Annotated in this window: 16 protein-coding genes; 4 read left to right on the top strand and 12 right to left on the bottom strand. The window is 34.3% G+C overall.

Annotation, left to right across the window (positions count from 1 at the left end; all coding sequences use genetic code 11):
* Positions 1–51: 51 nt before the first annotated feature.
* Positions 52–1635 carry a sensor histidine kinase gene (locus ACZ2G0_RS13055; protein ID WP_470307963.1) on the top strand — a complete coding sequence of 528 codons (1584 nt, stop codon included), beginning with the start codon at positions 52–54 and terminating at the stop codon, positions 1633–1635.
* Positions 1636–1638: 3 nt separating this feature from the next.
* Positions 1639–2349 (top strand): response regulator transcription factor, encoded by a 711-nt coding sequence (locus tag ACZ2G0_RS13050; protein ID WP_470307962.1) that lies wholly within the window; start codon positions 1639–1641, stop codon positions 2347–2349.
* Positions 2350–2410: 61 nt separating this feature from the next.
* On the opposite strand, the gene ACZ2G0_RS13045 is transcribed toward ACZ2G0_RS13050, so the two are convergent.
* From ACZ2G0_RS13045 to ACZ2G0_RS13010, 8 genes are all read right to left on the bottom strand, one after another.
* Positions 2411–3148, bottom strand: coding sequence for an acyl-[acyl-carrier-protein] thioesterase (locus ACZ2G0_RS13045; RefSeq protein WP_470307961.1), 738 nt, complete (start codon positions 3146–3148; stop codon positions 2411–2413).
* A gap of 50 nt (positions 3149–3198) precedes the next feature.
* Positions 3199–4119, bottom strand: coding sequence for a tRNA (adenosine(37)-N6)-dimethylallyltransferase MiaA (gene miaA, locus ACZ2G0_RS13040; protein ID WP_470307960.1), 921 nt, complete (start codon positions 4117–4119; stop codon positions 3199–3201).
* Between the two features lie 148 nt (positions 4120–4267).
* On the bottom strand, positions 4268–5113 hold the full coding sequence (locus ACZ2G0_RS13035) for an ion transporter (RefSeq protein WP_470307959.1): 846 nt from the start codon (positions 5111–5113) through the stop codon (positions 4268–4270).
* A gap of 21 nt (positions 5114–5134) precedes the next feature.
* On the bottom strand, positions 5135–6496 hold the full coding sequence (locus ACZ2G0_RS13030; protein WP_470307958.1) for an exonuclease domain-containing protein: 1362 nt from the start codon (positions 6494–6496) through the stop codon (positions 5135–5137).
* A 48-nt stretch (positions 6497–6544) separates the two neighbouring features.
* Positions 6545–7207: a YggS family pyridoxal phosphate-dependent enzyme gene (locus ACZ2G0_RS13025; protein WP_470307957.1), complete on the bottom strand. Its 663-nt coding sequence runs from the start codon at positions 7205–7207 to the stop codon at positions 6545–6547.
* 26 nt (positions 7208–7233) lie between these two features.
* On the bottom strand, positions 7234–8448 hold the full coding sequence (locus ACZ2G0_RS13020) for a DUF1015 domain-containing protein (RefSeq protein ID WP_470307956.1): 1215 nt from the start codon (positions 8446–8448) through the stop codon (positions 7234–7236).
* A gap of 73 nt (positions 8449–8521) precedes the next feature.
* Positions 8522–9409, bottom strand: a complete 888-nt coding sequence (locus ACZ2G0_RS13015) for a 3-hydroxyacyl-CoA dehydrogenase family protein (RefSeq protein ID WP_470307955.1) — start codon at positions 9407–9409, stop codon at positions 8522–8524.
* 58 nt (positions 9410–9467) lie between these two features.
* Entirely contained in the window at positions 9468–10433 is a 966-nt protein-coding gene (locus ACZ2G0_RS13010) for a Gfo/Idh/MocA family protein (RefSeq protein ID WP_470307954.1), read from the bottom strand.
* A 156-nt stretch (positions 10434–10589) separates the two neighbouring features.
* Between ACZ2G0_RS13010 and ACZ2G0_RS13005 the strand changes: the two genes are divergently transcribed.
* Entirely contained in the window at positions 10590–11231 is a 642-nt protein-coding gene (locus tag ACZ2G0_RS13005; protein WP_300287733.1) for a protein-L-isoaspartate(D-aspartate) O-methyltransferase, read from the top strand.
* A gap of 31 nt (positions 11232–11262) precedes the next feature.
* Here the strand turns inward: ACZ2G0_RS13005 and ACZ2G0_RS13000 are convergent, their stop codons facing one another.
* Both ACZ2G0_RS13000 and smpB read right to left on the bottom strand, forming a co-directional pair.
* Positions 11263–12288: a Fic family protein gene (locus tag ACZ2G0_RS13000; protein WP_470307953.1), complete on the bottom strand. Its 1026-nt coding sequence runs from the start codon at positions 12286–12288 to the stop codon at positions 11263–11265.
* Between the two features lie 85 nt (positions 12289–12373).
* Positions 12374–12832 carry an SsrA-binding protein SmpB gene (smpB, locus tag ACZ2G0_RS12995; RefSeq protein ID WP_300287730.1) on the bottom strand — a complete coding sequence of 153 codons (459 nt, stop codon included), beginning with the start codon at positions 12830–12832 and terminating at the stop codon, positions 12374–12376.
* A gap of 69 nt (positions 12833–12901) precedes the next feature.
* On the opposite strand from smpB, the gene ACZ2G0_RS12990 reads away from it, so the two are divergent.
* Positions 12902–13132 carry a VF530 family protein gene (locus ACZ2G0_RS12990; protein WP_300287729.1) on the top strand — a complete coding sequence of 77 codons (231 nt, stop codon included), beginning with the start codon at positions 12902–12904 and terminating at the stop codon, positions 13130–13132.
* A 57-nt stretch (positions 13133–13189) separates the two neighbouring features.
* Here ACZ2G0_RS12990 and ACZ2G0_RS12985 read toward each other — a convergent pair whose 3' ends face one another.
* Together ACZ2G0_RS12985 and ACZ2G0_RS12980 are read right to left on the bottom strand one after the other, a co-directional pair.
* Positions 13190–13744: a GNAT family N-acetyltransferase gene (locus tag ACZ2G0_RS12985; RefSeq protein ID WP_470307952.1), complete on the bottom strand. Its 555-nt coding sequence runs from the start codon at positions 13742–13744 to the stop codon at positions 13190–13192.
* Positions 13745–13755: 11 nt separating this feature from the next.
* Entirely contained in the window at positions 13756–14610 is an 855-nt protein-coding gene (locus ACZ2G0_RS12980; protein WP_470307951.1) for an aldose 1-epimerase family protein, read from the bottom strand.
* Between the last annotated feature and the right edge of the window lie 123 nt (positions 14611–14733).

Here is a 14733-nt window from a genome sequence, read left to right as displayed (position 1 = left end):
GTTTGGTTAATAGATTATCATCCATACTGTTAAAATGTTAATTTTGAGGCGATGAACAAACTTTTTTTTAGATTACTGATTGTGTTGATGAGCTTATCGCTCATAGGGATTATACTTGTACAAGTTTATTGGTTCAATTCTTCATTCAAAAATAACGATGAACAGTTCAAGTTTCACGTTACCTCGGTGATTGATAACGTAGCTGAAAAATTACAAAAACAAGAGGCGTATAGTTTTTACGACAGGTACAATCATATTAAGGATAGTACCGGTAAGATTCCGAAGAAAGAAGATTTGATGGAATTTTATTATGTTCAGAAAAACCCGAGAACCAATAAGACTATTGTGTACTCGTCAGGGATTGCCGCCGAAGATTATAATATATCACCTACGCTCTTTGATAGAAAATTTAGTAGTGAAAGATTTAAAAATTTTAGTGCTAAGCGTACAACAGAAGTCTATAACAATAATGGTATTGATAAATCGTCATTACAACAGACAGTTATTCCTGATGTGAAAATTGAAAAATCGGGGAACTTAGACATTCTAGACAATGCACAATTTGAGATTTTTTTCAAAGATATTGCTTCGGCAATGCCTTTGCAAGAGCGAGTATCTAATCAGACGTTGCAAAAACTAATTAAAAAAGAGTTAGAAGAGCACGGTGTAAAAACGAAATTTGAATTTGCTATTTATAACAACGGAATCGCAACCAAAATAAAGTCAAACGAATTTAAGTACGATAAAGAAGCGACGTATGCTATTCCTGTTTTTACAGATAATGAAGGAAACGAGAAATATAAGTTGCTAGTTACCTTTCCGCAGAAGAAGAAGTTTTTACTATCACAGTTGGTAAGTATAACTGTTTTGTCAATTGTTTTTACGTTAATTATTATTATTACCTATTCTAGCGCTTTAAATCAGCTAATTCGTCAACGACAAATTTCTGAAATTAAAACCGATTTCATCAATAATATGACGCACGAGTTCAAAACGCCAATTGCTACTATTAATTTAGCATTAGACGCCATTAAAAACCCGAAAATCATTGAAGATAAAGATAAGGTCTTTAAATATTTGCAAATGATTCGTGACGAAAACAAGCGAATGCATGCCCAAGTTGAAAATGTGTTGCGAATTTCTAAGCTGGAAAAGAAAGAGCTAGATATCGAAAAAGAATCTAGTAATGTCGAAGAGGTTATTGAAGATGCTATTGAGCACGTGAACTTAATTTTAGAAGACAGACAAGGAAAAATTACTACCAATTTTGATGCTTTGCGAAAAACGGTTTTAATTAATGAAGTTCATTTTACAAATGTGTTGGTTAATATTTTAGAAAACGCGATTAAGTACTCTCCTGATTTACCAGAGATTGATATTTACACTGAAAATATTAAAGACATGATCCTTATCAAAGTTAAAGACAAAGGATTAGGAATGAGTAAGATTGCTCAAAAGAGAGTTTTTGAGAAATTTTATAGAGAACATACAGGAGATTTACACAATGTAAAAGGACATGGTTTAGGTTTAGCGTATGTGAAAAGAATTGTAGAAGACCACAATGGTCAAGTTTATGTAGAAAGCGAAAAAGGGAAAGGAAGTACCTTCATAATAAAAATGCCACTAATAAATTAGTATATGGAAAATATAAATAAAAAAATTCTTTTAGTTGAGGATGACCTTAATTTTGGAGCAGTTCTAAAAGATTATTTAATGCTAAACGACTTTGAAGTAGTTTTAGCTAAGAATGGAATGGAAGGTTTTGAGAAATTTAAGAAAGACACTTATGATTTGTGTATTCTTGACGTAATGATGCCTTACAAAGATGGATATACTTTAGCTAAAGAAATTAGAGAGAAAAATAGCGAAGTGCCTATTATCTTTTTAACGGCTAAATCAATGAAAGAGGATGTTTTAAAAGGATACAAAGCTGGTGCTGATGATTATTTAAACAAGCCTTTTGATTCTGAAGTTTTATTAATGAAAATCAAAGCGATTATTCAAAGAAAATCTGCAGATATTAAAGCAGAACAAATTCAATTTGAATTCAACATAGGTAAATTTCATTTGAACTCTAAATTAAGATTCTTGAGTTTTAATGGTGAAGAACCAATCAAACTATCTCCTAAAGAGAATGAATTGTTGAAAATGCTAATTCTTCATGAAAACGATTTAATGCCGAGAGAATTGGCGTTAACTAAAATCTGGAGAGATGATAATTACTTTACATCAAGAAGTATGGATGTTTACATCGCTAAATTAAGAAAGTATCTTAAACTAGATGAAGATGTGGAAATTCTTAATATTCACGGTGAAGGTTTTAGACTTGTCGTAAAAAATAGATCCTAATTAAACATAAAAAAACAGCTTTAGAAAATTCTAAAGCTGTTTTTTTTTATCTGGGTATTCCTTACCAGTTTAGTTGTAAAGCGAAACAGGTTTTATCCTCTTTAGTGATACTAAAAATGGTAGAGTCAGCAGACTCATTTTCGTGAATTATAACTCGGTCTTGAATGGATAGTTCTTTTAAGAAATTCATTTCGAAACTTTTTATTTTTTGCTCCAGCAAAAGATTTGAATCTACTAGATCAAGGCACCATTCTAAATATTTGACATTATTTACATGATTTACAATATCTAAATCAGAAAGATTGACTTGACGTTCAAATAATAATTCTTTTTCAGGACTACAGTTTATCTTAGAGAAACCTTCGTTAGTTGCTCTTAATTCAGGATAGAGTTCAAAATGGTCGTAAGGAAGTCCAAGTGCTTCAGGACGTCTTTTTTGGGTATTAAAAACAGCCCAAAACGTTTCGCAACCAATTATTTTTTTACCGTTTAGATACATTTCTAATGCCCTTACAGATCTAGAATTTTCGAGTGTGTTGATCCAAGTTTTAACGGTTACGATATCACGCCATTTTGGTAGGGCTTGCACTTCGACACGCATTCTACTCAATACCCAAGCTTGGTCGAATTCCTGCATATCCGAAAAACTAATACCACCCACATCAGAATGTGCTGCAGCAGTTAATTGTAAAATATTGCATAAATCAGTGTATTTAAGATAGCCACTAGGCAGACATTGGGTAAAATTTATTTCCCAATCCTTACTGAAAATAGAGCTAAAATTTGGACTTATTGGCATTGAATTATTTTTAAAGTATTAGAGTGATACTAACTGTCAAGTTAATTATTTTATTGTGTTTTGGTCGTGATGTAAGCAATGATGGTAGGAATTGGCGTTTGAAAATCGAACCATTTCGTATTTTCATCCCGCTTGAACCAAGTAAGTTGGCGTTTGGCGAAGCGACGGGTGTTTTTCTTGATTTCTTCAATTGCGAATTCTAAAGTTATCTCTCGATCAAAGTAACTGAAGAGTTCTCTATAACCTACCGTTTGTAGTGCATTTAGTTCACGTTGCGGATACAATTTTTTTGCTTCTTGCAGCAAACCTTCGTTCATCATGAGGTCTACCCGTTGGTTGATACGCTCGTACATCAGTTTTCTATCAGCTTCTAAACCAATAAGAATTGGCGTAAAATTGCGCTCATTAGTCTTTTTATTTAGAAAACTAGAGTAGGGTTGTCCTGATCCGATGCAAACTTCGACAAATCGCATCATGCGCTGCGGATTCATTAGCGTTTGCGGATTTTCAAGGGTTATCTTTTTGAAATAAACGGGATCAAGATTTTGCAATTGTTGTTGCAAATAGTTGATGCCTAGTTTTTCATATTGTGCTGTTACCGTTTCCCTAATTGCAGCAGGTATTTCAGGAAATGTATCGAAACCTTTTAAGACTGCATTGACGTATAAGCCTGATCCGCCTACTAGGATTACGTAGTCATTGGTTTGAAATAATTTTTCAATTGTTGCGACAGCTTCTTTTTCATAATCGCCTACGGTGTAATGCTCATCTATCGACTTATTTTGGATAAAATGATGTTTTGCTGCATCTAACTCCGCTTGAGTAGGAACAGCTGTTCCTATTGTCATTTCTTTAAAAAATTGACGGCTGTCACAAGATACAATTTCGCATTGGTAATGGTTAGCCAATAGAATACTAAGAGAAGTTTTCCCGATAGCTGTAGGTCCGATAATAGTGATTAGGTATTTCATAGTGATTGTAGCCCAGATAAAAACGGAAACCCCGGACGATTGCAAGTTAGTATTTCTTAGTGTAAAAGAGCGACCTCAGAAGCTCCTTTTATGCGCTAGAAGTACAATTTGCAATAGGAGGAGTTGTAGTGGATAGCTGGAATGGCTTCTAGTTTTTATTTTTAGTGAAAGACGTTCCACAATTAGAGCAAAAATTGGCTTTTTCAGGTTGATCCATAGCTCCGCAGGAAATGCATGTAATACTGTTTGAATTTTTGTCGTTTTTAGGTATGCTTTTGGCAATTTCAGCAGTTACGATTCCGGTGGGAACTGCAATGATGCCGTAACCCAAAATCATTACAAATGAAGCGATAAATTGTCCTAAAGGGGTTACTGGTGAAATGTCGCCATAGCCAACGGTGGTAAGTGTTACAATGGTCCAGTAGATGCTTGCCGGAATACTTGTGAAACCGCTTTGCTCTCCTTCGACTAGGTACATTATGGAACCAATAATTATGGTGCTAATTAATACAAAGTAGATAAAAACTACTATTTTTCCCCTGCTGGCTTTTATTGCTTTACTTAATTGAAGCGATTGACTCGTAAATTGCGGATTATTTAAAATTTTAAACAGTCGCAATAATCGAAGTGCACGAACGACGGAAAAAATGCTTGTACCCGTAAAAAAGATTGATAAATACATTGGTAAAATGGCAAGTAGATCAATTATACCATAAAAACTAAAAATGTAACTCCAAGGTTTTTTAATACTTATAATTCTAAACAGGTATTCAACAGTAAACAATCCAGTAATTACCCATTCAATAAAAACCAAATTATCGTGGTACTTGTCGTCAAATCCTTTTACAGTCTCCATCATTACGAGGAGTACGCTCACTACTATTAATGCAAGTAAAATGAGATCAAATAAGCGTCCCGCCTTAGTGCTGGTGCCATAAATGATAACATGCGTTTTGCGCCTGAAAGTACTGTAATTCATTTTTACACCATTCATAAAAGTTAAATTAGATTTAGATTAAAACTTGATAATCTTATGCATTTTATTTCTTCGAAGGTGATTTTGAATTATATTTCGCGTGTCGCGGTTGTTTTGCATTGGAATGATGATCGTTTTTAAAATGTCTATTTTATGTACTTGATAGTTCAAATCATAAAAAGTATAGCCTTTATAGATTCCGTTTTCGATCAAAACAGCGCTGCGCTCATTGATCGTGCGTCCTTTATCAAGGATAATCATATTCTGGTTTTCAAAACTATTTTTAGTAATGAATTCGTTGACTCTCAGGTTGTATTCAAGTGCAGAAATTGCTCCAATACAAGCACCATCACACTCTTTTATGGTGTACTGAAAACATTCTTTAGTAGTTTGATATAAGCCAGTAAACTTTTGACATAACTTGTATTCAGCGGTGATTCTAAATAGGGCATTTTTACCTTCTTGCAAGGTTGAAAATGAGGTTATTTCTTTTTTGCGACCATCCGCTTTTTGTAATTTAAGATTGATGTAACCGTTTTTATCTAATTCAGCATACAATGCCCATTGAAAAATACTTTTTCGTTGTGCTCTGTTTAATATGGGTTTATTGACCTTGATTTCTTCGCTTTCTTTAAGTAAGGCTATCAGTTCGCTACCCGTTTCCTCGTAGGTTACGCGAAAAACTTGGGCTTGAATTTTTTTAGATTTGGCGTTGGTTCCCGTAAAATGCTGGTTGAGTCTTTTTTTTATGTTTCGGCTTTTGCCAATGTAGATTAGGTTTCCTTTTTCGTTGTGAATGTAATAAACTCCGGTTCGCGAGGGCAAGCCAGCTATGATTTCCGTTAATTTAGGTGAGATTCCTTTTTCTATTTCGGTTTTGATATAATCTGTGATAATCGTTTTTTCGAGATCTTTTTCAAGTAGCATTTTAAACAGTTTCACCGTCGCAACGGCATCTCCGCTGGCGCGATGCCTATCGGCCATTGGGATTCCTAAAGCACGAACAAGTTTACCCAGACTATAAGAAGGTTGGTCCGGTATTAATTTTTTTGCCAGTTCAACTGTACACAAGGTTTTAGCCTCAAAATTATAGCCTAAACGTCTAAATTCTGTTCGAAGGATTCGGTAATCAAAAGATGCATTGTGTGCTACGATGATACAATCAGTGGTGATTTCTATAATACGTTTGGCTACTTCAAAAAACTTAGGAGCAGAGACTAGCATGGCATTGTTGATACCTGTTAGCTTAACAACAAAGGGTTGAATAGGGATTTCAGGATTGACCAGACTTATAAATTGATCGACAATTTCGTGTCCATCAAATTTATAAATGGCGATTTCAGTTATTCCTTCTTCGTTGAACTGACCACCTGTGGTTTCTATATCTAGTATTGCGTACAAATTATTTTATTTAAAATGGGGTTTACTATTGGGGACTTCTATTAAAAACTAGTTTCGGCCACCAAAGATACTGCTACCAACTCGAACCATAGTGCTGCCACACTCAATTGCTAAAGGATAGTCGCCTGACATACCCATAGAGATGATGTTCATCTCGCAATTAGGTACTTTTTGCTCGGCTGCTTTGTCAAATATACTTTTTAAAAGCATAAATTCTTTTTTAATTTGGTCCTTATCATCTGTGAAAGTTGCCATTCCCATTAAGCCTACAATTTTTATATTTTGCATTTCTTGTAGTTCGACAGAGTTAAAGATAGCAGCTAATTCTTCTTGGTCTAAGCCAAATTTTGTTTCCTCTTCGGCGATGTGTATTTGAAGTAAGCAATCAATAACGCGGTTGTTTTTTGCAGCCTGCTTATTAATTTCTTGCAAAAGCTTTAAACTATCTACGCCGTGAATAAGCGCTACAAACGGTGCCATGTATTTCACTTTGTTAGTTTGTACATGACCAATCATGTGCCACTGAATGTCTTTGGGCATTTGCTCCCATTTATCAGCCATTTCCTGAATTTTATTCTCGCCAAAAATGCGTTGGCCCGTTTCATAAGCTTGCATTAAATCCGATACCGGTTTGGTTTTTGAAACCGCTACTAGTGTTACGTTTTCAGGAAGTGTCGCTTTGATTGTTTTTATATTGTTTGCTATTGCCATTTGGTGCTGTTTTAAATATTTTTGCCTTATAGTTCGTAAATAACTATTCCGCTTCTAAACTTAGGTTCAATATACGTACTTTTTGGAGGCATAATTAAATTAGTATCTGCTAATGCCTTTATTTCGTTGATATTTGAAGGATAGAGGATAAATCCAACTTGAAATTCGCCTTCGTCTATTTGTTTTTTTAATTCTAAAATCGATTGTTTACCTGATACGTATTCGATTCGTTCATCATTTCGTAAATCTTCAATGTTTAAAATAGGAAGTAGGATAGTGTCAAACAGAATTTGGGTATCGAGGTTTTCTAAAGCATTAGCCGAATTTTTTACCCTTTTGCGAAGTTCAAGCTGGTAAAACTCATTGTCCAAATACATACCAAATTCATGATTCGTGACAGGCTGATAGGGTTGTTGGTCCTTGCTCTCGACAATGAATTTTTCATTCAACTTGCGAATAAATTCCTCTTTACTTAATCCATTTAGGTCCTTTACAAGTCTATTAAATTCGTAAATTTTAATATTATTTTCGGCAATCAAGTAGCTTAGTAGATGGGCTTTGTTCTCATCTTGTGGATTTTCTTCGGATAATAATCGGGCAGCCTCTGAACGGTGGTGACCATCAGCGATGTAAAGAGAATCAATTTTAGCAAACGTATTTTGAATCCATTCAATCTCTTCAGTATCATCAATTTTCCAGAGATAATTGATTTCTTTCTTGGTCGTCGAAAACTCAAAATCAGCTAATTTTTGTGTTTGGCTAAAAATCCAATTTTCGATTTCCTCATTGTCAGGATAGGTCATCAATACAGGCTCTGTGTTAAATTCAGAGTGGTGCATGTATTCTTTTAGCAGTCGAACTCTAAAAGCGAGCGTTTCTTCATGCTTTTTGATTTTGTTGTTTTTATAATCGGCTATGGATGTACCAACGATTATGCCTGTATATGATTGTGTTTTGGTTACAATTTTATGAATGTAAATGGATGGATTTTCATCCTTTACAAGGATATTCTCAATTTTAAAATCGTGGTACTTTTGATGTACTTGACGGTATCTTTTTTCAAAGGTAACCGATTCTACATTGTTGTAGGCCGGTTTTATGACATGTAAAAACGATAACGGATTAAAATCTAATTGAGCAGCTAACTCCGCTGTTACGTACTCTTCATAGGATCGGCAGGTTACCAAACAAACTTTGTCTCTAGTGGGGCGAACTGCTCTAAATGGAATTATTTTTGCCATATCACTTTTGGTTTAAAAACAGAAAAGCAGCAAGAAACATCGCGATGCTCTTGCTGCTTTTAAATTATTTAAACTAGATAAATTGTTTCGAAATTTTCTCTGCTTTTTTACTTTCGCTATAGTCATAAAAACCTTCTCCTGATTTTACTCCTAATTTTCCAGCACGAACCATATTTACTAGTAGTGGGCAAGGAGCATATTTAGGATTTTTGAATCCGTCGTACATAACATTTAATATAGCCAAACATACATCTAAACCAATAAAATCAGCTAGTTGAAGTGGTCCCATTGGATGTCCCATTCCTAATTTCATCACGGTATCAATTTCATATACACCAGCAACTTTGTTGTATAAGGTTTCGATAGCTTCATTAATCATTGGCATTAAAATACGATTAGCCACAAAACCAGGATAGTCGTTTACTTCGACAGGTGTTTTACCTAACTTTTCAGATAGTGTCATGATCGTAGCTGTTACCGCATCGCTAGTATTGTACCCGCGAATGATTTCAACTAATTTCATGATAGGCACTGGATTCATAAAGTGCATTCCAATAACACGTTCTGGATGTGACACTACCGCTCCAATTTGCGTAATTGAAATGGAAGAAGTGTTTGTTGCTAAAATAGTATCATGAGAACAGGCATCATTTAATTGTTTGAAAATGTTTAGTTTAAGCTCTACGTTCTCAGTCGCAGCTTCAACTACTAAATCAGCACCAACAACACCATCTTTAATATCTGTGTAGGTGATTATATTGGTTATTGTTTTTGCTTTGTCCTCTTCGGTGATGGTTCCTTTAGAAACCATTCGGTCTAAATTGGCAGCAATAGTGGCCATTCCTTTATCCAAAGATTTCTCTGAAACATCTATTAATTTAACGGTAAATCCGCTTTGCGCAAAGGTATGAGCGATTCCGTTACCCATAGTTCCTGCACCAATTACAGCTATTATTTTCATTTAAGGTATATTTAATTTTAAAGTCTTCTCGTTTAACTTTTAAATTCGAATTTGTATTTTATTTTTTGAAGCAATCAATAATTTGATAAGCAACTTTTAATGCTTCTGTTGCTTGTTCTAAGGTTACAATTGGGGTCGAATCGTTTGTAATAGCATCAGCAAATGTCTCCAATTCGTCGAGAATAGCGTTGTTTTGCTCTACTTCAGGATTTGAAAAATAGATTTGTTTTTTAACACCTTCCGCATTTTGTAAAATCATATCAAAATCACCTGGAACTTCAGGAGCGTCTTTCATTTTTACAACCTCACATTTCTTTTCCAAAAAGTCAACTGAGATGTAGGCATCCTTTTGAAAAAAGCGTGTTTTACGCATGTTTTTCATCGAAATTCGGCTAGCAGTAAGGTTGGCCACACAACCATTTTCGAATTCAATTCGGGCATTTGCAATATCCGGTGTGTCGCTAATAACAGAGACACCACTGGCGCTTACATTTTTTACTTTAGATTTCACTACACTTAAAATCACATCAATATCATGGATCATTAAATCTAAAACTACAGGTACATCAGTACCACGAGGATTAAATTCAGCCAATCGATGCGTCTCAATAAACATAGGATGTTCGATCATATCTTTTGAGGCGATAAAAGCAGGGTTGAAGCGTTCGACATGACCCACTTGACCCTTTACCTTGTATTCATTCGCTAAAGCAATTATTTCTTCGGCTTCTTCAAGAGTATTTGAAATAGGTTTTTCGATAAAAACATGTTTACCTGATTTAATGGCAACTTTGGCACATTTATAATGGGAAAGAGTGGGAGTAACAATGTCTATAACATCTACAGCAGTCAAAAGAGAAGCGATTGTGCTAAAGTGTTTGTATCCAAATTCCTTAGCTATTTTATCAGCATTTTCTTGATTGGGATCGTAAAATCCAACTAATTCATATTTCTCAGATTGTTGTAATAAACGCAAATGTATTTTTCCTAAGTGACCAGCACCTAATACTCCAATTTTTAGCATAATAATGTTCTTTCCACAAAAATAGCAATTAAAATTAAATTTCTGTTTTTTAGAAACCTAAAATCCATTTTAATCTATTAATAACTTCATTTGAATTTTGCAACTTGTTTTTTGCCATTTTAACTTCTAATTTTACAAAAAAATAAAATAATAATTTTGAAAGATACAGCAAAACATCAAGGCCTTAGAAATCAATTAGTAAGTGTTTTGCAGCAGAAAGGAATTACAGATATAAATGTCCTAGAAGCGATAAAAAAGATACCAAGGCATCTATTTTTAAATTCTAGCTTTGAAGATTACGCTTACCAAGATAAAGCATTTCCAATAGCGGCCGGGCAAACGATTTCTCAACCTTACACTGTTGCTTTCCAATCAGAACTGTTACAGATAAAGAAAGATCATAAAGTTCTAGAAATAGGTACGGGATCCGGTTATCAAACGGCTGTTTTGTGCCTAATGGGAGCTAAGGTGTATAGTGTAGAAAGGCAAAATGAATTGTTTAAACAAACCTCTGTTTTACTGCCTAAATTGGGTATTAGACCCAAACATCTGACTTTTGGAGATGGTTACAAAGGATTGCCTACTTATGCTCCGTTTGATAGTATTATCGTGACGGCTGGAGCACCTATGATTCCGCAACCATTAATGGCACAATTAAAAATAGGAGGAAGGCTCGTTATTCCGTTAGGCGAGGATGTTCAAATTATGACGTTGTTAATTCGTATAAATGAAACACAATTTGAAAAACATGAGTTGGGCGAATTTCGATTTGTTCCACTTTTAGAAGATAAAAACTAATTTATAAACTATTCCTAATCAGAATGGTTTTTTATTGGGCAATTTTGCCTATGTAGCGTTCTAAACTGTCTTTAGCAGTTTGTGCGATGAGTAAAAGAAATGCTTCCTTATCGCCTTTATTCACTGTGTTTTCATACCTCAATTTGTTGTCATGATCCCCTTTGTTATTGACGATAACATAGCCTTGTTGTAGCAGTATTACATTTTGCACCAGTCGGCTTGTTTTACCATTATTAGTGGTAAATGGTTGAATGAGTTGTACTTTTAAATGTGCTTCTGCAGCTAAAATTAAAGGGTGAACGGTATTTTTATGATTTTCGTACCAATTAAAAAAATCGTCCATATCCTTTGCTAGTTGGTCAGGTTGTGTAGATTTTAGATCAATCAAAGCGGTTTTGCGGTATTTCCCCGCATCATCTAGTTGAATTCCTCTTGCTAAGAAGTGATGAATGGTGAGTAATTCTTTTTCAGAAAAAGGAGTATTTTTTTCCGTTAAACTTTTTACATATGAAATGGCTTCAACATGATTTATTACTTCTAAATGCTCTTTCATGGTTTTACCCGCAATAGTGATTCCTTGGTTAATCACTAGTTCAGTTTCTGCTAGAGAAAGCGTATTACCGTCAAGCCGATTACTCTCAAAAATAAATTCTAATTCAAGTGCCTTCAGCACAGTATCAGATTCAAATTGGCGGAATCTTTCCCGCTTTGATTTTAATAAATCTACCTCGTCTAAAAGCTGTTGTAATTCTTTTGAAACCGAATTTGAAGAATTATTTCTTAGACTTTTTATTTCTTCTTGCGCTTCTGCTAATGCTTGAAGGGCTAAGTTTTCATCACCAATTTCATAAATTATTTTTTCTTTTAGCCAAGTAATCATGATGGTTTCGTAGTCAATTTCTAGAATTGCCGCTAGTTTGATTACTTGCTCTTTTGTAGGTTTACGAGTTCCGCTTTCAAACTTACTAATGAGTGCTTGGTCAATACCAAGTAATTGTGCAAGTTCTCTCGTTTTTAACTGCTTCAGTTCACGAGCATTTTTAAGTAATGTTTTCATGATATAGTTAAAGGATGTCTTGACAATTTTAGTCAATAATTAATCTGAAAAAAAAAGTACTTCGATTGCAAAGTACTTTTACTATTTAATTGTTGAATACCTTTTTGATGCGGTCTAAATCGCGCTTGGTATCTTGTTCCTTCAAAGATTCTCGTTTATCGTAGGTTTTTTTACCTCGGCAAAGACCAATTTCTAATTTAGCCATACCTTTTTCATTCGTAAACAATTTTAAGGGCACAATTGTCAAACCTTTAGCTTGCACGCTTCGAGCTAAGCTTTTTAATTCGCGTTTGTTCAAAAGTAGTTTACGTTCACTTCGTGCTTTGTGATTGAATTGATTCCCAAAAGTATACTCCTCAATATAAGTATTGATGGCAAATAACTCATTATTACTAAATTCACAAAAGCTTTCCGTAATATTTGCTTTTCCTAGTCGGATAGATTTGATTTCTGTACCGGCTAAAACGATTCCAGCAGTAAATTTCTCGATGATTTCATAATCGAATCGAGCTCTTTTATTTAATATGTTGATTGTTTTAAGCATAGAATGCAAATGTAGGAACAAATCAATAAATGAACACTATTTTTTGTAAAATTGATTTAAATTTGCCAAATGGAAAATCAAGTTTCAAAAGATCCGTTACATGGACTTACCCTTAAATTTATTTTAGAACGATTAGAAGCTCATTATGGTTTTGACACCTTGGGTGAATTAATCAATATTAAATGTTTTAATGATAATCCTAGTGTGAAATCAAGTCTTACTTTTTTGCGCAAAACCGATTGGGCTAGAAAAAAAGTAGAGGAGTTGTATATTAGTTCCATTTCTAAATTTCAAAACTAAAACAGCACTGTTTTATTCGCTTTGAAAGATGCTATTTAAGCTTGTACCTAAAAGTATTTAATGTCCTTTGTTTAATAGGCCATATACCGCTGCATCTAAAAACCGACCTTCAAAGTATTGGTTTTCTTTAAAAAGTCCTTCTTGTACAAAGCCATTTTTCTCCAAGACCTTGGCCGATGCCTTGTTTTCAGGTGCTATAACTGCTTCAATGGAATGTAAGTTCATTGTAGAAAAACCAAACTCAATTAGATGTTTAACTACCTCTGAAATTATTCCTTTACCACTTTGCGATGGGTGTAAAATATAACCAATTTCAGCTCGGTGATTTTCAGGGCTAATTCTATAAAAACCGGCAACACCTATCAAAGTATCGTTGCCTTTTAGTGTAATTCCCCAATTTATTCCTTCTGAAGATTCGATTTTTGCATCAATGCTTTGAATATGTTCGATTGCTTCTTCAAAATTGGTTACTAGCGGTCTTGGAATGTATTTCATTATTTCGATATCCGAACGAAGAACAAACATCTCCTGAACATCAGCTTCTGTTACTCTGCGCAGTACTAATCGTTCCGTACTGAGGATAGGGAAGGGATTGAAATTTAAATGGACCATTTTAATTTGATTTATAGTATTTCTATTGAAAAGGCTGTTTGAAACTGTGTATTTGGTTTTAAAACCTGAATACCTTCTTTCTCAAAAAGATTTCCGGTACTGTTTTTTGTATCAGAATAACCAAACCAGGGTTCAATGCAAAGAAAAGGAGCGTTAACCTTTGTCCAAAGACCCAAATGTGGAAAAGTAGGAAATACGACCTTTACAAAAGGCAAATTGTTTTTTAGAATTGTAATTGCTTTAGATTGTAATTGTTTAAATATGAGCGCATCATTTTTAAATAAGTCATAATCTAACGGAACGATTTTAGTAGTTGCTTCTAAAATTGCGGTTGTATCCACTAGTAAATTATCTTCAAGTAAATGATAGGTTAGTGTTTCCTCGGTTTCAAATTCGATTGCATAGTCTTCGAAATTTCCCGCTAAAGCAATTGCGGGATGCGCACCAATGCTAAAGGGCAATTCTGATTCCCCAATATTTAAAACGCTATAGCTAGTATTTATTCCGGTTAATTCTAACGTATATTTTATTTGTAATTCGAACTTAAAAGGATAAACAACCATAGATGCCGCTGTATCTTTTAATGAAAATGTAACGCTATTTTCGGTCTTATTGGTAACTTCAAAAACAGTATCTCTAGCAAATCCATGTCTAGGTAAGCTATAAGTTTTTCCCTTATACTGATAACTGTCATTTTTTAGGGTTCCTACAATGGGAAAAAGAATGGGAGCATGCTTTCCCCAAAAAGCAGGATCGCCCTCCCACATATACTCAAAATTGGTCTCTATGTTTTTTAAAGAAAAAAGTTCAGCTCCTAGATGTTTTATAGAAGCACTCATTGAACCATTAGTTATTGTTGTTATCAAAGGAATCGTTTTTAGGTCTTGTTCGGAATCAAATGTAAAGCTATTTTTTAATTTTTTAAAACAAATGCTCTCCGTTGTAACTTTCCTGCAGTTAGAGCAACTTATAGGTAGTAGTACTTGCGT

The sequence above is a fragment of the Flavobacterium sp. KKT103 genome (assembly GCF_055640565.1).
Note: the sequence above shows the minus strand (reverse complement) of the source record. Positions and strands in the feature narration are given on the sequence as shown.

Coding starts and splice junctions, on each gene's coding strand:
- ACZ2G0_RS13055 (WP_470307963.1), top strand. CDS start 52: ATGAACAAACTTTTTTTTAGATTACTGATTGTGTTGATGAGCTTATCG.
- ACZ2G0_RS13050 (WP_470307962.1), top strand. CDS start 1,639: ATGGAAAATATAAATAAAAAAATTCTTTTAGTTGAGGATGACCTTAAT.
- ACZ2G0_RS13045 (WP_470307961.1), bottom strand. CDS start 3,148: ATGCCAATAAGTCCAAATTTTAGCTCTATTTTCAGTAAGGATTGGGAA.
- miaA (WP_470307960.1), bottom strand. CDS start 4,119: ATGAAATACCTAATCACTATTATCGGACCTACAGCTATCGGGAAAACT.
- ACZ2G0_RS13035 (WP_470307959.1), bottom strand. CDS start 5,113: ATGAATGGTGTAAAAATGAATTACAGTACTTTCAGGCGCAAAACGCAT.
- ACZ2G0_RS13025 (WP_470307957.1), bottom strand. CDS start 7,207: ATGGCAATAGCAAACAATATAAAAACAATCAAAGCGACACTTCCTGAA.
- ACZ2G0_RS13020 (WP_470307956.1), bottom strand. CDS start 8,448: ATGGCAAAAATAATTCCATTTAGAGCAGTTCGCCCCACTAGAGACAAA.
- ACZ2G0_RS13015 (WP_470307955.1), bottom strand. CDS start 9,409: ATGAAAATAATAGCTGTAATTGGTGCAGGAACTATGGGTAACGGAATC.
- ACZ2G0_RS13010 (WP_470307954.1), bottom strand. CDS start 10,433: ATGCTAAAAATTGGAGTATTAGGTGCTGGTCACTTAGGAAAAATACAT.
- ACZ2G0_RS13000 (WP_470307953.1), bottom strand. CDS start 12,288: ATGAAAACATTACTTAAAAATGCTCGTGAACTGAAGCAGTTAAAAACG.
- smpB (WP_300287730.1), bottom strand. CDS start 12,832: ATGCTTAAAACAATCAACATATTAAATAAAAGAGCTCGATTCGATTAT.
- ACZ2G0_RS12990 (WP_300287729.1), top strand. CDS start 12,902: ATGGAAAATCAAGTTTCAAAAGATCCGTTACATGGACTTACCCTTAAA.
- ACZ2G0_RS12985 (WP_470307952.1), bottom strand. CDS start 13,744: ATGGTCCATTTAAATTTCAATCCCTTCCCTATCCTCAGTACGGAACGA.